The sequence below is a fragment of the Gymnodinialimonas mytili genome, from assembly GCF_037544085.1.
GTDB classification, from domain to species: domain Bacteria; phylum Pseudomonadota; class Alphaproteobacteria; order Rhodobacterales; family Rhodobacteraceae; genus Gymnodinialimonas; species Gymnodinialimonas mytili.
In genome coordinates this window covers 426,580-445,585 of record NZ_JBBIFW010000002.1, presented here as the reverse complement: position 1 = coordinate 445,585, position 19,006 = coordinate 426,580, and the positions used below count along the sequence as shown (strand labels likewise).

Genomic DNA, 19,006 nt, shown 5'->3' with positions numbered 1-19,006 from the left:
CCACCAAATCGCCGCCCCGGGGGGCAGGACGGCGATGGCCCGGCGCGCTGTGCGCTTGAGTCCGGTCCGGGTGTATCATCTTTGGGCTGACTCAATCCCCATCGGCCACGCCCTTGGCCCGGTTGCGGGCGCGGGCGGCACGGAAGGTGGGCAGGACCACCAGGAACGCCGCCAGGACCAGCAGGCCAAGCGTCATCGGCCGTTCGAGGATGAAGTTCAACCCGCCCGCAAGCTGCATGGACCGGGCGAAGTTGTCCTCCAGCATAGTGCCCAGGATGAACCCGATCAGAAGCGGCGCCAGGGGGTAATCCGCAAAGCGTAGGATCGTCGCGATCACCCCGAAACCCACCAGGATCAGAAGCTCGGTCGCATTGTTCTGGCCGATATAGGCGCCCATCAGGGTGAAGAACAAAATGAAAGGGATCAAGTAGTTGCGCGGGATTGCCAGGATCTTCGCGATATAGGGGATCAGCGGCAGATTCAGGATCAGCAGAACCAGGTTGCCGATATACATCGAGATAATGACAGCCCAGAACACTTGCGGCTCATCCACCATCAGGCGCGGACCCGGCGTGACGTTGAGCGCGATCAGCGCGCCGAGCAGGATCGCCGTGGTGCCTGACCCGGGGATGCCGAGAGTCAAAAGCGGCACGAACGAGCCCGTACAGGCGGCGTTGTTGGCGGTTTCGGGCGCCGAGAGGCCCTTGACCGAGCCTTTGCCGAATTCCTTCTGCTCGTCCTTGGTGGCAAGATTGCGCTCGACGGCATAGCCCAGGAAGGACGCAATCGTGGCGCCCGCGCCGGGCAAGACCCCGATGAAGAAGCCCTGCACCGATTGCCGCCCGATGACAGGCGCGATGGCACGCCCCTCGGACCGGGTGATGCGCAGATTGTCGATCTTGCCGCCGCCGTCTTTGCCCGAACCCTGCACGGACCGGGCCGGATTCAGCACCAGAAACAGCGCCTCGGGCAAGGCGAACATCGCCATGGCGAGCGTGATAAAGGAGAAACCCGATTGCAGGTCCAATAAGCCAGCGGTGAAGCGAGGCATGTTGAACAAAGCGCCCTCGCCCACCGTGGCCATGATCAGGCCAAGGATGGTCATCATCAACGCCTTGCCCACCTGGCCGGTGCCCGCAAAGGCGGCGATGGCCGAAAGCCCCACGACCATCAGGGCGAAGTATTCCGCCGAGTGGAACAGCAGCGCGACCGAGCTGAGCATCGGTGCGAAGACCATCAGCAGGATCGCCCCGATTGTACCCCCCGCGAAAGACGAGACGGCGGCGATGGTCAGGGCCTTGCCCGCCAACCCCTTTTGAGCCATCGGATAGCCATCGAAGCTGGTCGCGACAGTGCCCGCGACCCCCGGCGCGTTCAACAGGATCGATGAGGTCGAGCCGCCGAAAATCGCGCCGTAATAGACGCCCGCGAGCAGGATTAGGGCAGCGGTCGGGTCGCCCAGCGTGATCGCGACAGGGATCATGATCGCGATGATCGACATCGGGCCAAGGCCCGGCAGCATGCCGATAAATGTGCCGATGATGCAGCCGAAGACCACCATCATCAGGTTGAACGGGTTGATCGCCGTCGACAGGCCGATCATCAATCCTTCAAGCATCGCGTGCCCCCCTTACGCCAGGAAGAACGGCCAGGGCCGCAGGAAAATGCCCAGCACTTCTTGCACAAGATACCAGACGAGGAAGGTGGCGATCGCCGCCACGGGGACCAGGACGTGCAACTTGCGCTCGCCCAAGATGAAGCCGCCGATACTGAGGAACAGGATGGTCGCGGCGATGAAGCCGATGGGGCGCAGGGAAAGCGCATAGGCGACCATCAGGGCCAGCAGGCCCAGAGCCTGACCAAGATTGTACTGGCCGAGATTGCGGTAATTGATGTCGGTGGCCGACGGCTCTTTGTCGGCGGCATCCGCTGACTTTTCGAGACCCAGTAGAACCACAAGCCCGACGAGGATACCGGCGATGCTCAGGACCTTCGGGAAGGTCGACGGCCAGACCGGATTGCGCTGCATGAAGGGCGGCAACAATTGGTCCATGGTAAAAAACGCGGCATAGCCGTAGACGCAGCATAGGCCGACGAAGATCAGCGCGATCCAACGATCCAACGCCATGGCTGTCCCCTCCCAATTTTTTGTGGAAAGCGCTGCGGGAATGAAGACCCGCAGCGCTGGTCGTTTTGGACGGTCTGTTGTTGTGGTTCGGAAAACGTCCTAGCCGCACTCAGACCCGGTCTTTAGAGGAACCCAAGTGTGCGCATTAGATCACCGATCTGCTGCTCTTGGTTTTCCAGGAAGGTCTCGAATTCCTCACCGGGATTATGGATATTCACCCAGCCGTTGCGGGCGCGGACGGCTTCCCATTCCTCGGTCTCATACATCGCCGCCAGGGCGCCGCGCATCGCTTCGACCTGCGCCTCGTCGATGCCGGGGGCCGCGAAGAAGCCGCGCCAGTTGACGAATTCAACGTCGAGCCCCTGCTCCATCATCGTCGGCGCGTCGGAGCCGTCGATCCGCTCTGGCGCGGTCACGCCAAGAATGCGCACCTCGCCCTGATCGGCCAGCGCAATGGCCTCGGAAAAGCCGGTGCTGAGCGCTTGGATCTCACCCGACAGAAGGCCCGCCATGGCCGCGCCGCCCGCATCATAGGGGATGTAGTTAAAGCCCGTGGGATCTTCGCCCGCCGCTTCCATCGCCATAGCCGCCACGAGGTGGTCCATACCGCCGGGGACCGAGCCGCCGCCAATGGCAAAGCTGGACGCATCGGCGCGATAGGCCCTCAGCAGATCTTCCATTGAGGTCAGCTCGCTATCGGCGGGCACGACCAGCGCGGCGTAATCGCCAATTGTCCCGGCCACGAGGGTCAGGTCGCGGAAGCTTTGCGGGAACACACCGGTCAGCGAGCGGATCACGATGGGCGTGGAATTCACCATCATCGTGTTGCCCATGCTTTCGGCATTCTCGATCAGATGGGCAATCGCCACACCACCGCCGCCACCGGACATGTTTTCGTAGGATGCGGTGCCGACAAGGCCCGAATCGGTCAGCGCCTCACCGGTGCCGCGCGCGGTGCCATCCCAACCGCCACCGGCGCCGCCGGGGATCAGGAAGTGAAGCTCGTCCAGCATTTGATGGCCATCAGCCTGTGCTGCACCGGAAAATGCCACCATTGCGGCGGCCGCGGTCATCATGACGCGACGCGTAAATCTCATTGGTTATTCCTCCCATAGTCAGACGGTCCTCTGCCGTCCATCCGCGCAAGCTGACATGCGAAGCTGACAAAAGCCTGACACGGGCGCGCGCCTCTGGGACCGATTCCCGGTGTCGCGATTTGCGGGCGGAGAGCTGGCGCCATCGGGGCGTGACGGGATCGACGCTTGGGTCGGCTCAGGCGCCAATCAGCTTGCTTTACGAAGGACTTAACAGCGTGCGCCCTTGCATATCCGCAGGCAGGATTGACTCGGGATCATTCGGCATTTAGGTGTTTATGTGTTTTGGTATACCAAAATATCAATTGCGCAGTGTTGGACAAAACTGCGCCCTAGGGAGGAATTGAAATGTCCCACTTCACCAAACCGCTTGTGCGGTCTCTTGTTTGCGGCACGGCCCTGGTTGCGGCCGCCGCACTACCAGCCACGGCGGATGATTTCCCAAGCCGCACGATTGAAGTCGTCACCCATGCCGGGAATGGCGGCGGCACCGATGTGACGACGCGTATGATGATGATCCGCGCCCGTCGCGGGCTGGATACCGATATGGTTGTCGTCAATCGCCGCGGTGGCGGCGGTGCGACGGCGATGGATTACTACCTGACGCTAGAGGCCGACGGTCACTCGATCCTGACCTACACGATTGGCCATGCCGCCACGATGGCACTGGGCAATACGGATATGACGCTGGACGATATCCGCCCGATCGCAAGGGCGACGGACGATCCGCAAATCCTGATGGTGCGCTGCGGTGAATTCGACAGCGCCGAGGCCTTCGTCGAGGCGCAGCGGGAAGAAGGGCTGACCTATGGCACGACGCATCTGGGTGGCATCGATGATGTGTCGGCCTTTATGTTCGCACGTAACGGCGACCTTGCCACGCCTCAGATCCTGCCCTTTGAGGGCGGTGGCGAACTCGCCACCCAACTGATCGCAGGCGCCGTGGATGTGGCGGTTTTGAATCTGGCGGAAGCGGGGTCGCAGATCGAAGCGGGTGAGGTTTGCCCCATCGTTGTGATGGCGCCTGAGCGGATGCCGGCCCTGCCCGACGTGGCGACGGCGGCGGACCTGGGGATCGACGCCAATTTCTCGACCGTGCGGGGCTTTGTCGTCCATGCCGATACGCCCGATGACGTGGCCGCACGCCTGGAAGAGGCGCTGATCGAGGCGATGGAGCATCCGGTCTATCAGGCCTTCCTCGACTCGGCGGGGCTGGACGCAACCTCGGTCGCCGGATCCGAGGTTTGGGGCGATCAGATCACCTCGATGATGGGCGATATGGATGCCGCCCTGCGCGATCTGGGCTTCATCGAGTAAAGCGAACCGCGCGCGCCGGGTCCGCCTGGCGTGCGCGGTCGCTTGAGGTACATCGCACCGCATGACCACGTTTCGGGAGACCACGAGATGAGCCGATATGCAGTCCCCATCGGACTGATTTTGTTCTGCGGGCTGGCCTATTGGCAGACGACGCAGTTTGATCGCGTCCCGCCGATCCTGTTGCGCGGCATGCAGCCCGCCGATTTCCCGCAACTTGTCCTGTGGTTGATCGTGGGGTTGAGCGTGATCCTTCTGATCCAGGCTTGGCGCAACGGGCCCGCGGCGCCGAAGGCGGAGAACGGATCCGAGGATCTGGCGCAGGCGATGTCGCCGTCGGTCTGGAAAACGATGGGGCTGTTCCTGGTGTTTGCTGCCCTGGCGCCGGTCGACCTGTTCCTGGGTTTGGGCGCCTTCGCGCTGTGCCTGGCCGCCCTGTGGGGCGAGCGGCGGATCTGGGCGCTGATGCTGGTGGCGCTGATCTCGCCCGCTTTGGTGTTTCTTCTGTTTGACCAGGTTTTCGAGGTCCGCTTCCCGCGCGGCCTGTTGACCAACTTTTGGTACGGGTGACGGCCATGGATGCTTTCTTTGCCGGATTGTCCGCGATTGCCGACCCCAACCTGTTGATCCTGATTTTCATGGCCACGTTGGGCGGTGTTATCATCGGCGCGTTGCCGGGGTTGAACGCCACAACGGGCGCGGCCCTGTTGCTGCCCTTCACCATCACGATGGACCCAATCCCGGCCATTGCGATCCTGACGACGATCTACTGCGCGGCCACCTTTGCGGGTGCGATCACGGCGATCCTGATCAACACACCCGGCACCTCGGCCAGTGCGACGACCTGCCTGGACGGCTACCCGATGGCGCAACGGGGCGAGGCCGGGCGGGCGCTTGGGATGGCGACGGTGTCGTCCACGATGGGCGGCATCATCTCGGTCGTCTGTCTGATGGCGGCGGCACCCCTGATGGCACGGGCCGCGTATAATTTCGCCCCGCCGGAATACTTCGCGCTGACCGTCTTTGGCCTGTCGATGCTGGCGACCATCGGCGACGGCTCACCGGTAAAGAACCTGATCGCGGGCGCGTTGGGGGTGCTGGCCGCGACCGTCGGGAAAGACCTGCTGACCACGGTGGAACGCTTCACTTATGGCATGTCGGAACTGACCGAAGGCATCGGGTTCGTACCCGTCATGATCGGCCTTTTCGGTATCTCGGAATTGCTGGTTCAGGCCGACCGTCTGACCGTTGAGCGGCGGCAGGTGATGATGAAAGCGATCAAGCTGCCGAGCCGCGAGGACTACAAGCGCGTCTGGAAGACCATCCTGCGATCATCGGGTATTGGAACATTCATCGGCATCCTGCCCGCCGAGGGCGCCACCGTCGCCTCGATGATCGGCTATAACGAAGCGCGGCGCTGGTCGAAAACGCCCGAGCAATTCGGCAAAGGCGCCATCGAAGGCATCGCCGGGTCGGAGGCTGCGAACAACTCGGCCACCGGTGGCGCAATGGTCCCCACGCTGGCGCTTGGCATCCCCGGCAGCCCGACCGCCGCCGTCATCCTGGCGGGCCTGATGATCCATGGGTTGCAGCCTGGGCCAACCATGTTCACCGAACAGGCCGAATTTGCCTTCGCGATCTTCTGGGCGATGCTGTTTGTGAACATCCTGTTCATTTTCGTCGGGCTCTTTGGCGCCAAGATCTTCGCGCGGATCACCTTCGTGCCGATCCAGATCCTATGGCCGATCGTCTTCACCTTTTCCATCGTGGGGGCCTATGCGCTGGATCAATCCTTCCTGGATGTCTGGATTGCCATCGGCGCCGGGTTCCTGGGCTATTTCATGCGGCGCTTCGGCTATTCGGTCGTGCCATTGGCCATTGGCCTGATCCTGGGCGGGATGCTGGAAAAACGTCTGGGCCAGTCGCTGATCATGCTGGACGATCAATGGTGGCTGATGCTGACCCGCCCGCTGTGCATTGTGTTCTTTGCTTTGACCTTCCTTGCGCTGTTTGGGCCGTTCCTGTGGAAACGCCTGTTTACCCAGCGCGATCCTCTGAAATCGATGGGGGAATGACCCGATGACCAAGATTAAATCCGTCCGTGCCAAGGTCTGGAACTGGACGGGCAAGACAGTTCCGCCACAGGGCAATTTCTGCACCAATGCCAGTGATGCGCTTTATGAGCGCGGCGATGCGATGGGCAGCTTTCGGTTCCACCAATGGCTGACCTGCGAGGTGGAGACTGAGGATGGCACGGTTGGCTTGGGCAACGCGGCGCTGGCGCCGGGCTTGGTGAAGGCTACGATCGATCAATATCTCGCGCCCATGGTAATCGGCGAAGATCCGTTCGACTATGCCTATCTGTGGGAGAAGATGTACCGCAAGACCCATGCCTGGGGCCGCAAGGGCGTAGGCATGACGGCGATCTCGGCGGTGGATATCGCGATCTGGGATCTGATGGGCAAGCTGACGGGCAAGCCTGTCTTCAAGCTACTGGGCGGGCGCACCAAAGAGGCGATCCCGGTCTATTACTCCAAGCTCTATTCCGGGCCCATCGAGGCCATGCAGGCCGAAGCCGCCGAGGCGCAGAAGAATGGCTATCAGGGCTACAAGATGCGCTTTGGCTGGGGGCCGAAGGACGGCATGACAGGCATGCGCGAGAACCTCAAACGTGTTGAAGCCGTACGCGAGGTGATCGGCTATGACGTCGATCTGATGCTGGAATGCTATATGGGCTGGAACCTGGATTACACGCGCCGGATGCTGCCCAAGCTGGAGCGGTTCGAGCCGCGCTGGCTGGAGGAACCGGTCATCGCCGACGACATGCACGGCTATGCCGATCTGAACCGCGGACCGATCCCGATTTCGGGCGGGGAGCATGAGTTTAGCCTGATGGGCTTCCGGCAGCTTTTGGATATGAAGGCCGTCAGCGTCATCCAATACGACACCAACCGCGTGGGCGGGATCACTGCAGCGCAGAAGATCAACGCGCTGGCCGAAGCTTATCAGGTGCCCGTCATCCCCCATGCGGGGCAGATGCACAATTACCACCTGACGATGGCGAACGTGAATTGCCCGATCTCGGAATATTTCCCGGTCTTCGATGTCGAGGTGGGCAATGAGCTGTTCTACTACGTGTTCGATGGCGATCCGGCGGCGGAAAACGGGATGCTGCAATTGGCCGATGATGTGCCTGGGTTGGGCTTGAGCCTGTCGGAGCAGCACCTGACCGATTTCGATATCGAGGAGTGAGGGATGGCTGTCTATTCTGGGATCTGGCCGGTTGCGCCGACGCCGTTTCACGAGGACGGGACTGTCGATTACGATGGTATGAACCGCGTGCTCGATTGCATGATCGATCAGGGCAGTGACGGCATCTGCATACTGGCGAATTTCTCGGAGCAGTTCCTGATCACCGATGAGGAACGGTGCCTGTTGACTGAGCGCAGCCTAGCCCATGTGGCCGGGCGCGTGCCGGTGATCGTGACGATCAGCCACTTTGCTACTCAGATCGCGGTGGATCGCGCGGCCCATGCCAAGGCCCATGGCGCGGCGATGGTGATGATGATGCCGCCCTATCATGGGGCGCTGATGCGAGGCACGGCGGAGCAGACCTTTGAGCAATTCGCCCTTGTGGGCGAGGTCGGACTGCCGATCATGGTGCAGGACGCGCCTTTGTCGGGTGTCGATCTGCCAGTGCCGCTTTTGGTGCGAATGGCGCGCGAGATCGAGATGGTGAAGCTGTTCAAGATCGAATGCCCACAAGCCGCCGCGAAGCTGCGCGCCCTGGTGGCCGAAGGCGGCAACGCAATTGAGGGCCCGTTTGACGGCGAAGAGGCAATCACGCTGATGGCTGATCTGGATGCGGGCGCGACCGGCGCGATGACCTCGGCCATGATCCCCGACCAGATCAAACCGGTGATCAGTCATCATGCGGCGGGCGACCGTGGCGCTGCCCAAGCCGCCTATGCCCGCGTGCTGCCTGCGGTGAATTTCGAAAATCGGCAATGCGGCTTTCGCTCTGCCAAGGCCGTAATGGTTGAAGGCGGCGTGATCCGCAGCGAGACCTGCCGCCACCCGATCCCGCCTTTGCACCCTGACACACGGGCGCAACTGTTGGAACTGGTCCGCCCACTTGATCCTATCGCTCTGAAATGGGGGCATTAAGATGTCTGCCATGGCAGATTTGAAACAAGCATTGTCCGAGGTGGGCGGCGTCACGCGCTCGCTCAGCCTGGCCGAAGACGCGGCGCAAAAGATCCGCGAAATGATCCTGTTGGAAAAGCTTTCGCCGGGCACCGCCTTGCCCGAACGGGATTTGGCCGATGCTTTGGGCGTCAGCCGCACGCCGATGCGCGAAGCGATCAAGCTGTTGGCCAATGACGGCCTGGTACAATACACGGCCTCGCGCCGCCCATTTGTGGCGGATCCGTCCTGGGAAGAGATCTGTGACTACCTCCGTGTTCAAGGCGCGTTGGAAGCGCTGGCGGGCGAGTTGGCCTGCGCGGAAGCGAGCGACGCGCAATTGCAGGAAGTTGACCGCCTGAACCAAGAGATCCTGAACGGCGCCGATGGCGATAAGGTGGCCGCGTTCAACCGCGACATGGCGTTTCACAGTGCCATCGTCCGTGCCTCGGGCAATGAGGCACTGATCGAAACCCATGCGCGCTACAATGCGCGGCTGTGGCGGGCGCGCTTCATGTCATCCCAACGCCGGGTCAGCCGCGAGAGCACTCGCCAGGAACACGCTTTGATCGTCGAAGCGTTGTTGGCACGGGACGCGTTGGCATCCTCCAAAGCCTTGAAACAGCACCTGAAAACCGCAGAAAGCAACATCGCCGAGGCGATGCGTGAACGGGCCATGATGGCCGGAGAGTGATCTGATGACAAAACCGAGACTTGCGATCATCCCGGGCGATCCGTCCGGGATAGGGCCGGAGCTTATGGCCCGGCTGCTGAACTCCGACGGAGTGCGCGACGCTGCGGAGATCCTTTTGATCGGCGATGGGCATCTGTGGCGGCAAGGGGCGGAACAGGCCGATTTGCCGGTGGATCCCGTTGGAATCGGCGAAGGCGATGTGCCAGGATTTGAGGGGCTGTGTCACCTTGATATGGAGACGATCGCGCCCACCGAGGTGAAGCGCGCCGAAGTCACAGTGGAAAGCGGCAGAAGTGCGCTCCGCACGCTCGACAAGGCGTTGGATCTGGCCATGGTAGGCCATGTCGATGGGGTGCTGTTCGGGCCGTTCAACAAAGCCGCGCTGACAGCGGCGGGCCTGAATGCGGAGGATGAGCATCGCTATATGGCGCGCTATCTGGGATTTGACGGGTATCACAGCGAAATCAATGTCTTGGATGAGCTGATGACAACCCGTGTGACGTCTCATATCGGGTTGAAGGACGTCGCAGACAACATCTCGGGCGATGGGGTGCGCCGTGCTGTGACCCTGGCCCATGACACGCTGGTACAATCCGGCAAAACCCGCCCCCATGTGGCCGTCGCCGCGCTCAACCCTCATGCGGGGGACAATGGCAAATTCGGCCGGGAAGAGATCGATATTCTGGAGCCGGTCGTGGCCGAATTTCAGGACCGCCAGATGCATGTGACCGGCCCGTGGCCATCGGACACCGTATTTCTGAAGGCGAAGGTGGGTGAGGTCGACGCCGTGGTAACGATGTATCACGACCAGGGCCAAATCGCGATCAAGCTGATGGGATTTGACCGCGGCGTGACCGTTGCGGGCGGCCTTCCGATACCGGTCACGACGCCGGCCCATGGCACCGCCTTCGATATCGCGGGCCAGGGCGTTGCCAATCCCGGCGCGACCCGCGCGGCCTTTGACCTTCTGGTGCGGCTGGCCAAGACCCACCTCGCCCAACGCCACGCTTCGACAGAATAGGATAAGACCATGCTGACAGGACACCATCTGATCGACGGAACCTGGACCGGATCCGACAGCCAGCTTGATGCGCCGGATAGCCCGCTGCGCGGCGTGCATCAGGTGAGCGAGGCGCAGATCGATGCTGCGGCCCGGGCCGCACGCGCGGCGTTTCGCCCCTATAGCGCGACCAGCATCGAGGCACGCGCCCGGTTTCTGACCGCCATCGCCGAAGAAATCGACGCGCGGGGTGATCAGATCACCGAGGCCGCGATGGCCGAATCCGGTTTGCCGGAGGCGCGTTTGGTGGGCGAACGAGGCCGCACAATGGGTCAGTTACGCCTGTTTGCGGATCTGATCCTGGCCGATGGCTTTCCCGATACACGCCATGATGCCGCCCTGCCCGACCGGCAACCTCTGCCGCGCCCGGATCTGCAGCTGACGCATATTCCGCTGGGTCCGGTGGTGGTGTTCGGCGCCTCGAACTTTCCGCTGGCCTTTTCCACCGCTGGCGGCGACACGGCCTCGGCCCTGGCCGCGGGATGTCCAGTGATCGTCAAGGGGCACCCCGCCCACCCTGCCACGGGCGAGCTTGTGGCCCAGGCCATCGAGGCCGCCGTTGCACGCTGCGAGATGCCAAAAGCGGTGTTCCAAATGGTCCACGGTGCGGCCCCCGCTACCGGGGCCGGTCTGGTCCAACACCCTGAAGTCGCAGCGGTGGGCTTCACCGGATCGCTCGGCGCCGGACGCGCCTTGTTCGATCTGTGCGCCGCGCGGCCCAAGCCGATCCCGTTTTACGGTGAGCTTGGATCAATCAACCCAGTCTTCTGCCTGCCCAATGCCTTGGAGACACGCGGCGCCGCGATTGGTGCGGGCTGGGTCGCCTCTCTGGCCATGGGCGCGGGGCAGTTCTGTACCAATCCGGGTGTCTTGATTGGCGTGAAAAGCGCCGGACTTGAGGCGTTGGAAACCACCGTGGTGCAGGCCGCGACCGAGGCCGCGCCGCAAAAGATGCTGACGGACCGGATCTGTGAAAGCTATGCCAAGGCTGTCGCCGATCTGGACGGCAAAATCTCGACGCTGGCCCGCGGCCAAGACGCGACCGGCGACCGGATGGGGCAGCCTGTGGTGTTCAAAACCGATGCCGCAGCATGGCTGGCCACACCGGATCTGCATCATGAAGTGTTTGGCGCCGCGGGCATTCTCGTGGCCTGTGAGGATGAGGCCGAGATGCTGGCCGTGGCAGAGGCTTTAGAGGGTCAATTGACGGCGACATTGCAACTCGACATGCCCGGGGATGCCGCATCGGCGCGCGCGCTGCTGCCAGTGCTGGAAGAACGCGCCGGGCGCATCCTGTGCAATGGCTTCCCTACGGGGGTCGAGGTGTGTTCGGCCATGATGCATGGCGGACCCTATCCGGCCTCGACCGACAGCCGGTCGACCTCGGTCGGGACATTGGCGATCCAGCGATGGCTGCGCCCGATCAGCTACCAGGACATGCCATTGGACCTGGTGCGGCCAGAGCTGCGCTAGCGTTTATGGCGTATGCGCGCGGCCTTAGGCGGTTGCGCGCATCGCCACCTCCCGGCACTCTGCCCGTCGGGAGGACGTATCGCGATGCGGTTTTTGCTGGTCGAGGACAATCATGAATTGGCCGAGGGTATCGTGCAGCGCTTGGCGCTGGACGGCCATGCGGTGGATCACGCCGCGACCCTGTCGGAGGCCGAGGATTGCCTGGCCGTCGCAGACTACGATCTGATCTTGCTGGATGTAATGCTGCCCGACGGGGATGGGCGCGATTTTCTGGCGCGATCACGGGACCGCCTGACCACCCCAGTGATCGTCCTGACGGCGCGCAGCCAGATCAGCGACCGGGTCGGTGCGTTGGATCAGGGCGCCGACGACTACATCACGAAACCCTTTGATTTCAGCGAGCTAGAAGCGCGTTGCCGGGCCGTTCTGCGGCGCCGCGGAGGGGCTGCACGCAACGAAATCGCCTTGGGCGCGGCTTTGTTCGATCCCACCGCAGGCACTTTGCGCCATGGCGGCGCGACGCTGGATCTGCGCAATCGCGAATTGCGGCTGCTGGAGGTTTTTGCGCGCAATCCGGGGCAGATCCTGTCGAAATCCCAACTGCTCGACCGGTTGTTCAGTCAGGATGCGGATGTCACAGAAAACGCCATCGAGGTCTATGTCGGGCGCCTGCGCAAAAAGCTCGATGGCGCAGGTGTGCGGATCGAGACGGTGCGCGGCTTGGGTTATCGGATGAGCACATGAGCGTCCAACCCTCCTGGCCCATCGCACGCAAGCTGACGTTGTTTCTGGCGGCCATGGTGGCGCTGCTGGCCCTGGTGAGCTGGGCGATGGTCACAAGTTTCGCACGAGAGGCCGCCGGGCGCACGCAGGACAACATCCTGGCAGCCTCCGCCACCTCGATCGCAGAAACCCTCCGATCAGAAGCGGGGCAAATCCGCTTGGAGCTGCCCTATTCCGCTTTTTCGATGCTGGGGGCGATCAGCGAAGATCGCGTGTTCTATCGTGTATCGGCGGGCAGTGATCTGTTGACTGGTTATGCGGATCTTGAGGGGCCAGACGTGGCCACAGGCGACGTGGCCTTCGACACGATGCCCTTTCGAGGGACGACGGTGCGCGCGGTCAGCGTGCGGCGCACCGTGCTGAGCGACGGGCGCGTGGTGCCGATCACCGTGACATTGGCGCAAACCCGCAGCGGTGTGCAGGGCATCGCGGCGGGTCTGTCGCGGCAGGCGGCGCTTCTGTCAGGTGTCGTGTTTTTGCTTGCGGTGGGAATCGCAGCCTATGCGGTGCGCGCGTCGCTCAAACCACTCAACACCATGGCGCAGCACGTCGCCACGCGCGGCCCTTCGGATTTGCGCCCGCTCAGGCGGCAGGGCCCGCCAGAATTGATGCCGTTGGTCCGCGCCTTGAATCGGCTGATGGAACGGCTGGGCGGATCGCTGCGGCGGTCTGAGGATTTCATCGCAGAGGCCGCGCATCGGGTGCGGACGCCATTGGCTGTCGTGCGCACACAGGCCGAGATCGCACTGCATTCGGTGGAGGAAGAGGGGCAGAAACAAACGCTTAGGCGCGTGATCCGCGCCGTCGATGAAAGCTCGCGTTCTGCCAGCCAGCTTTTGGATCACGCGATGGTCTCGCTCCGCGCCGACGATCTGGCGCGCGACCGCGTGGATCTGCCCGCCTTGGCGGGCAATGTCGCCGATGCATTGCGACCCACAGCAGAGATGAAGGATATCGACATCGCCGTCGATGCGATGCCTGCCGCGGCGCTTGGCGATGCGATCCTGATCCAGAATGCGCTGCGCAATGTGTTGGACAATGCGATCAAATATTCGCCCGCCGAAACGGTGGTGCGGCTAAGCGTGCAAAATGGCGGCGGAGAGGCACGGATCGAGGTGCGCGATCAGGGCCCCGGCTTTGGAGACGAATCCGCTGCGCATCTGACGGAACGGTTCCGCCGCGGTGAGCAGGTCGAAGGCATCGTCGGCTCTGGCCTGGGACTCACCATCGCAGATGAGGCCCTGGCAGCCCATGGCGGACGGTTGGAACTGAATGACAATACGGGAAGGCCGGGCGCATGCGTGTCGTTGATTTTGCCCGCGGCCTAGCGCTGATCCTCTGGGCCGCCGCCGCCCCTGCACAAGAGTTCGAGATCGAGGATCAGCGCAGCTATCCGGGCGCAGGCAATGCTATGCTGCGGGTGATCTCAACCGCAGATCTGCATGTATTCGAACCGTTTCTATTGCGCTTCCAGGCCGCCAATCCCGAAATCGGGATCGACTATATCACCGCTTCCTCCGCAGAGCTGAACCGGGCGATCCGCACCGGCGCCGTGTTCGATCTGGCGCTGTCATCGGCCATGGATCTGCAATTCACGCTGGCCAATGACGGCTATGCGCAAAGCTATGCCAGCGCCGTCACCGCCAGCCTGCCCGATTGGGCGCGCTGGCGCGATCAGCTTTTCGCCTTCACCGCAGAGCCTGCCGTTATCGTGGTGAATGAGGCGCGTTTTGCGGGCCTGCCCCTACCGCGCACACGGGCGGAATTGGTGACCCTGTTGCGCGACAACCCTGAGCGGTTTTCCGGTGCGCTTGGGACCTACGATCTGCATGTCAGTGGTCTGGGCTACCTCTTTGCCACGCAGGAGGCACGGTCATCGGATGCATTCTGGCGCTTGACCGAAGTAATGGGGCGGTTGGACGCAAGGCTATATTGCTGCTCGTCGCAGATGATCGACGATGTCGCCTCGGGCGAGTTGGCTTTGGCGTATAACGTATTGGGATCTTATGCCGAGGCACGGTTGGGCCATGAAGATGGCCTGGCCATCTTGCCATTGGAAGATTTTGCCAATGTCATGCTGCGCACCGCGCTGATCCCGGCCACGGCGGCAGAGGTGGAGGCTGCGGGCGCCATGTTGGACGCGCTGCTGGCCGAAGGAATGGGCGCCGGGTCTGCACCCGTATTGCCACCGCTGCAAAGCCGCGACGCGGGCAGCGATGCGCCCTTTGCGCCGATCCGCCTAGGCCCCGCCCTGATGGTGTATTTGGATCGCTTGAACCGCGAAAGCTTTCTGGCGGCATGGGATGCTGCGCTTTTGCAGCAATAGGCACGTTTCAGGCGAATGCAGCCAGCAACGCCGCATTGCCACCGGCCGCCGTCGTGTCGATACAGATATGGCGTTCGAGGATCAGGAAGGGCGCAGGGTTTTTGGCGCAAATCAGCGGCAATATCGGCCCCGAACGCGCCGCGAGGGCCTGTCGATAGGCGCGGGCATGCTCCTCTTCCCCCCAGAAAATCGCGGCGGCAAATGGGCCCCGCGCGGTCACGGCGTCAGGCGACACGTCCGGGGCTCGGATGGCGGTGCATCCGCACGCCGCAACAGCGCGCGCTTGGACATCCGCAGCATCCGATCCCGGCCCCAAGCACAACACCGCCCCGCGGGGATGCGTGCTCAAACGGTTGGTTTCACCAGTTGGGCCGGGCAGTAGACGTTCGCCAACCGGCTGGATTTTGTCCGGCTCCGGTCGGGCAAAACGCGCGACATAGGCGGGACCGCCAGCTTTCGGCCCTGTACCGGACAAGCCCTGACCGCCAAACGGCTGTGAGCCGACAATCGCACCGATCTGGTTGCGGTTCACATAGAGGTTCCCGGCGGCGACACGATCCGTAATCTCGGCCACGCGTGCGTCGATCCGAGTATGCAGCCCAAAGGTCAGTCCATAGCCGGTGGCATTGATCCCAGCGATCACCGCGTCCAATTCGTCGGCCTGAAAGCGTGCAACGTGCAGGACGGGGCCAAAAATTTCTTGCTTCAAATCGGCGATAGATGTGACTTCAATCAAGCTCGGCGGCACAAACGTCCCGACGCCTGGCGCGGCGGTTTGGTGCAATAGGCGTGCGCCGGATTGATCGATATGGGTTCTGATTGCGGCTTGGGCCCCTGCGTCGATGACGGGGCCGATATCTGTGTCGCGCTGCCACGGATCGCCTGCACGAAGCGCATCCATCGCGCCTTTCAACATCTCCAGAAACCGATCGGCGATGTCATCTTGCACATAAAGGCAACGCAGAGCAGAACAACGTTGTCCCGCCGATTGGAAGGCCGATTGCACTACGTCCTTTACGGCCTGTTCGGGCAAGGCTGTGCTGTCGACAATCATTGCGTTGATGCCACCGGTCTCGGCAATCAGAGGCGCGGCAGGGTGCAAATGCGCCGCCATGCTGCGGTTGATCGCCTGCGCAGTTGCGGTGGAGCCGGTAAAGGCGACGGCGTCGATCCGCGCATCCGAGGTGAGCGTGGCACCGATTGAGGCGCCCTCCCCGGGGATCAATTGCAATGCGCTGTCTGGCACACCCGCCTGGTGCAGCAGCCCGACCGCACGGGCGGCGATCAGCGGCGTCGCCTCGGCGGGTTTGGCCAGCACAGCATTCCCTGCCGCCAGCGCAGCCGCGATCTGACCGGTGAAGATGGCGAGTGGAAAATTCCAAGGGCTAATACAGGTGACGCGGCCCAGAGGTGGCGTTGTCAGTTCAGAGATCCGAGCCGCGTAATAGCGCAAAAAATCGACCGCCTCGCGCAGTTCGGCCTCGCAATCTAACAGGGTTTTTCCGGCCTCTCGCGCGAGCAACGCAAATAGTTCTGGCGCATTGGCTTCATAGAGCTCCGCCGCGCGGGCCAGAACATCGGCGCGATTGCTGGCGTCCCAAGGCTGAGCGCGTGTTATGGCGGCTTGCGCGTCGCCGACTGTGGCGTGACGTACATAACCGACCACGTCGGAGGGATCAGCCGGGTTGAGGATGGCATTGGGGGTGCCCGTTCCAACCCCGGCCTGCCAGGTCGTCTCCCGAAACGCGGCGCGGTCGCGATCAAGTGCCTCCAGCGTGACCGGATCGGTAAGGTCATGCCCGGTAGAGTTGACGCGCTCCGGCGCGTATAGATCCGCAGGTGCGGTGACACCGTTTGTGTTGGACAGCGCCCCAAACGGGTCCGCTGCAACCTCGGCTGGCGGCACAGTATCGTCCATGATCTTGTGGACGAAGGATGAATTGGCACCGTTTTCCAACAATCTGCGCACAAGATAGGCCAACAGGTCCCGATGCGCCCCAACCGGGGCGTAGATCCGGCATCGAACCCCATCACCACCTCGAACCAGATCGTGCAACGCCTCTCCCATCCCATGCAGACGCTGAAACTCGAACCCGCCGACTTCACTGGCCATTTCCAAAATGGCCGCGACGGAATGGGCATTATGGGTGGCAAATTGCGGATAGATCCGATCCGTTAAACCCAGCAATTTCGACGCGCAACTCAGATAACTGATATCGGTGGCCGCCTTGTCAGTGAAGACCGGAAAGCCGGACAGGCCGGCGATCTGGGCCCGCTTGATCTCGGTATCCCAGTAGGCCCCTTTCACCAAGCGAACCATGATGCGGCGATCATAGGTCTCAGCAAGCGCATGGAGCCAGTCGATCACTGGCGCGGCCCGTTGACCATAGGCTTGGACCACAACGCCGAACCCGTCCCACTCCTCAAGCGAGGGATCACCCAGCACTGCCGCGATAACGTCCAGCGAAAGGTCCAGACGGTCAGCCTCTTCCGCATCGATGTTCAGACCCATGCGGGCGGCCTTGGCAGCCTGGCACAGAGTCAATAGTCGCGGCGCAAGCTCGGCCAGTACCCTCGCCTTTTGCACTTGCTCGTAACGGGGATGCAGCGCCGATAGCTTGACGGAGATCCCGGGGTTCAGGCGGATATCGTTGTGGGTGGCGCGCCCACCCAGATGCGCGATTGCGGCGGAATACGACGCGAAATAGGCGTCCGCCTCTGCCTGGGTCACCGCAGCTTCACCCAACATATCGTAGCTATAGGTATAGTCCGGGATTGTTCGACTGACAGCGGCCTGGATGGTTTCGCCAAGCACAAACTGATTGCCCATCTCGGCCATGGCGCGCCGGGTTGCAGCGCGGATCACCGGCTCTCCCAAACGTTTAATGGCGCTTCGCAGTGGCCCCGCTATACCCTGCCCGTCTTCGTCAGACAGAACGCGGCCTGTGAGCATCAGGGCCAAAGTTGAGGCATTCACCAAGGTGGATTTGGATTGTCCACGATGGCTCGACCATTCGGCGGGCACAATCTTGTCCTCGATCAACGCATCGACAGTCACATCGTCCGGCACCCGAAGAAGCGCCTCGGCCAAACGCATTAGCGCCAAGCCTTCGGCACTGGAGAGGCCATATTCGGCCAGGAAGATCTCCATCAATCCACCCCGATCCTCAGCCCGGATCTGAGTAACCAGCGCGCTAGCACGGGCGCTGGCAGCATTACGGACCGTGTCAGCGATCGGCGCATCAGCCATCAAGCGCGCCAAAGCGACGGCCTGCGGCTCCAGATAGGTAGACCGGATCGCGGCACGGAGGGTATCGAGAGACATAACGAGACCTCAAGCAAATCTGCAACGGTCAGAGCGTACCACAATCGAGACAGACAAATTGCCTAATGTTGGTCGCCTGAATATACAATTGGCCTGAAGGAACGAATTAGAGAGTAATATTTCTCCATGATTAGCCAAAATCATAGCCAACTTGACGCTGCCGATATTCGCATCCTGACGATCCTCGCCAAAGAGGGACGCATTCCTGTTACCGAGCTGTCAAACCGGGTGGGCCTATCGAAAACACCTTGCCAGACACGGGTGAAACGGCTGCAACAGGCCGGATACATCCTCGGGTTTCGCGCTGTGCTGAACCCGGCCAAACTAGGGTTGGCCCATGTCGCCTTCGCTGAGGTCCGGCTGAACGACACGCGAGAACCTGCGCTGCAGGCTTTCAATCAGGCGGCCCGCGCAGTTCCCGAAATCGAGCAGATCCACATGATCGCGGGCGCCTTCGATTATCTGCTGAAGATCCGGTCCACCGACATCGCCGATTACCGGCGCGTGTTGGGGGAAGTGATCTCGCGATTGCCTCATGTCGCCGCCACATCGACACATGTTTCGATGGAATCCGTAAAGGACGAAATCGGCCAAAGTTAGCAGGTCCTCTTGCCAAGCCCCCAT

16 protein-coding genes are annotated in these 19,006 nt (G+C 62.2%); 12 read left to right on the top strand and 4 right to left on the bottom strand.

Annotated features, from left to right (window positions below; translation table 11 throughout):
* Positions 1–91: 91 nt before the first annotated feature.
* From V8J82_RS11645 to V8J82_RS11635, 3 genes are all read right to left on the bottom strand, one after another.
* Positions 92–1,618: a tripartite tricarboxylate transporter permease gene (locus V8J82_RS11645; RefSeq protein ID WP_339975455.1), complete on the bottom strand. Its 1,527-nt coding sequence runs from the start codon at positions 1,616–1,618 to the stop codon at positions 92–94.
* A 12-nt stretch (positions 1,619–1,630) separates the two neighbouring features.
* Positions 1,631–2,128, bottom strand: coding sequence for a tripartite tricarboxylate transporter TctB family protein (locus V8J82_RS11640; RefSeq protein ID WP_339975453.1), 498 nt, complete (start codon positions 2,126–2,128; stop codon positions 1,631–1,633).
* A 122-nt stretch (positions 2,129–2,250) separates the two neighbouring features.
* Complete coding sequence (locus tag V8J82_RS11635) at positions 2,251–3,225, bottom strand: tripartite tricarboxylate transporter substrate binding protein (RefSeq protein ID WP_339975451.1); 975 nt, start codon at positions 3,223–3,225, stop codon at positions 2,251–2,253.
* A gap of 345 nt (positions 3,226–3,570) precedes the next feature.
* On the opposite strand from V8J82_RS11635, the gene V8J82_RS11630 reads away from it, so the two are divergent.
* From V8J82_RS11630 to V8J82_RS11580, 11 genes are all read left to right on the top strand, one after another.
* Positions 3,571–4,539 carry a Bug family tripartite tricarboxylate transporter substrate binding protein gene (locus V8J82_RS11630; RefSeq protein WP_339975449.1) on the top strand — a complete coding sequence of 323 codons (969 nt, stop codon included), beginning with the start codon at positions 3,571–3,573 and terminating at the stop codon, positions 4,537–4,539.
* Between the two features lie 87 nt (positions 4,540–4,626).
* Positions 4,627–5,106 carry a tripartite tricarboxylate transporter TctB family protein gene (locus tag V8J82_RS11625; RefSeq protein WP_339975447.1) on the top strand — a complete coding sequence of 160 codons (480 nt, stop codon included), beginning with the start codon at positions 4,627–4,629 and terminating at the stop codon, positions 5,104–5,106.
* Between the two features lie 5 nt (positions 5,107–5,111).
* On the top strand, positions 5,112–6,611 hold the full coding sequence (locus V8J82_RS11620) for a tripartite tricarboxylate transporter permease (RefSeq protein WP_339975445.1): 1,500 nt from the start codon (positions 5,112–5,114) through the stop codon (positions 6,609–6,611).
* Positions 6,612–6,615: 4 nt separating this feature from the next.
* Positions 6,616–7,788 carry an L-rhamnonate dehydratase gene (locus V8J82_RS11615; protein ID WP_339975443.1) on the top strand — a complete coding sequence of 391 codons (1,173 nt, stop codon included), beginning with the start codon at positions 6,616–6,618 and terminating at the stop codon, positions 7,786–7,788.
* A 3-nt stretch (positions 7,789–7,791) separates the two neighbouring features.
* On the top strand, positions 7,792–8,703 hold the full coding sequence (locus tag V8J82_RS11610) for a dihydrodipicolinate synthase family protein (RefSeq protein ID WP_339975442.1): 912 nt from the start codon (positions 7,792–7,794) through the stop codon (positions 8,701–8,703).
* 10 nt (positions 8,704–8,713) lie between these two features.
* Entirely contained in the window at positions 8,714–9,415 is a 702-nt protein-coding gene (locus tag V8J82_RS11605; RefSeq protein ID WP_339975440.1) for a GntR family transcriptional regulator, read from the top strand.
* Positions 9,416–9,419: 4 nt separating this feature from the next.
* The gene (locus V8J82_RS11600; RefSeq protein WP_339975438.1) at positions 9,420–10,436 is read left to right on the top strand and encodes a 4-hydroxythreonine-4-phosphate dehydrogenase PdxA; all 1,017 of its coding nucleotides are present in this window, start codon (positions 9,420–9,422) and stop codon (positions 10,434–10,436) included.
* Between the two features lie 9 nt (positions 10,437–10,445).
* Positions 10,446–11,948, top strand: a complete 1,503-nt coding sequence (locus V8J82_RS11595; protein ID WP_339975437.1) for an aldehyde dehydrogenase (NADP(+)) — start codon at positions 10,446–10,448, stop codon at positions 11,946–11,948.
* An 84-nt stretch (positions 11,949–12,032) separates the two neighbouring features.
* Complete coding sequence (locus V8J82_RS11590; RefSeq protein WP_339975436.1) at positions 12,033–12,692, top strand: response regulator transcription factor; 660 nt, start codon at positions 12,033–12,035, stop codon at positions 12,690–12,692.
* Positions 12,689–14,059 (top strand): sensor histidine kinase N-terminal domain-containing protein, encoded by a 1,371-nt coding sequence (locus V8J82_RS11585; RefSeq protein ID WP_339975434.1) that lies wholly within the window; start codon positions 12,689–12,691, stop codon positions 14,057–14,059. Before V8J82_RS11590 ends, V8J82_RS11585 begins: the two co-directional genes overlap by 4 nt.
* Positions 14,029–15,057, top strand: a complete 1,029-nt coding sequence (locus tag V8J82_RS11580) for an ABC transporter substrate-binding protein (RefSeq protein WP_339975433.1) — start codon at positions 14,029–14,031, stop codon at positions 15,055–15,057. Before V8J82_RS11585 ends, V8J82_RS11580 begins: the two co-directional genes overlap by 31 nt.
* Before the next feature lie 7 nt (positions 15,058–15,064).
* Here V8J82_RS11580 and putA read toward each other — a convergent pair whose 3' ends face one another.
* Complete coding sequence (gene putA, locus V8J82_RS11575; protein WP_339975431.1) at positions 15,065–18,382, bottom strand: bifunctional proline dehydrogenase/L-glutamate gamma-semialdehyde dehydrogenase PutA; 3,318 nt, start codon at positions 18,380–18,382, stop codon at positions 15,065–15,067.
* A gap of 126 nt (positions 18,383–18,508) precedes the next feature.
* Between putA and V8J82_RS11570 the strand changes: the two genes are divergently transcribed.
* The gene (locus V8J82_RS11570) at positions 18,509–18,982 is read left to right on the top strand and encodes an Lrp/AsnC family transcriptional regulator (RefSeq protein ID WP_339975429.1); all 474 of its coding nucleotides are present in this window, start codon (positions 18,509–18,511) and stop codon (positions 18,980–18,982) included.
* Positions 18,983–19,006 lie beyond the last annotated feature (24 nt).

Excerpts from the sequence above, each read along its gene's own strand:
- V8J82_RS11570 (WP_339975429.1), top strand. The coding sequence starts at position 18,509 with ATGATTAGCCAAAATCATAGCCAACTTGACGCTGCCGATATTCGCATC.
- V8J82_RS11605 (WP_339975440.1), top strand. The coding sequence starts at position 8,714 with ATGGCAGATTTGAAACAAGCATTGTCCGAGGTGGGCGGCGTCACGCGC.
- V8J82_RS11640 (WP_339975453.1), bottom strand. The coding sequence starts at position 2,128 with ATGGCGTTGGATCGTTGGATCGCGCTGATCTTCGTCGGCCTATGCTGC.
- V8J82_RS11580 (WP_339975433.1), top strand. The coding sequence starts at position 14,029 with ATGCGTGTCGTTGATTTTGCCCGCGGCCTAGCGCTGATCCTCTGGGCC.
- V8J82_RS11600 (WP_339975438.1), top strand. The coding sequence starts at position 9,420 with ATGACAAAACCGAGACTTGCGATCATCCCGGGCGATCCGTCCGGGATA.
- V8J82_RS11615 (WP_339975443.1), top strand. The coding sequence starts at position 6,616 with ATGACCAAGATTAAATCCGTCCGTGCCAAGGTCTGGAACTGGACGGGC.
- V8J82_RS11595 (WP_339975437.1), top strand. The coding sequence starts at position 10,446 with ATGCTGACAGGACACCATCTGATCGACGGAACCTGGACCGGATCCGAC.
- putA (WP_339975431.1), bottom strand. The coding sequence starts at position 18,382 with ATGTCTCTCGATACCCTCCGTGCCGCGATCCGGTCTACCTATCTGGAG.
- V8J82_RS11635 (WP_339975451.1), bottom strand. The coding sequence starts at position 3,225 with ATGAGATTTACGCGTCGCGTCATGATGACCGCGGCCGCCGCAATGGTG.
- V8J82_RS11585 (WP_339975434.1), top strand. The coding sequence starts at position 12,689 with ATGAGCGTCCAACCCTCCTGGCCCATCGCACGCAAGCTGACGTTGTTT.
- V8J82_RS11645 (WP_339975455.1), bottom strand. The coding sequence starts at position 1,618 with ATGCTTGAAGGATTGATGATCGGCCTGTCGACGGCGATCAACCCGTTC.
- V8J82_RS11630 (WP_339975449.1), top strand. The coding sequence starts at position 3,571 with ATGTCCCACTTCACCAAACCGCTTGTGCGGTCTCTTGTTTGCGGCACG.
- V8J82_RS11625 (WP_339975447.1), top strand. The coding sequence starts at position 4,627 with ATGAGCCGATATGCAGTCCCCATCGGACTGATTTTGTTCTGCGGGCTG.
- V8J82_RS11590 (WP_339975436.1), top strand. The coding sequence starts at position 12,033 with ATGCGGTTTTTGCTGGTCGAGGACAATCATGAATTGGCCGAGGGTATC.
- V8J82_RS11620 (WP_339975445.1), top strand. The coding sequence starts at position 5,112 with ATGGATGCTTTCTTTGCCGGATTGTCCGCGATTGCCGACCCCAACCTG.
- V8J82_RS11610 (WP_339975442.1), top strand. The coding sequence starts at position 7,792 with ATGGCTGTCTATTCTGGGATCTGGCCGGTTGCGCCGACGCCGTTTCAC.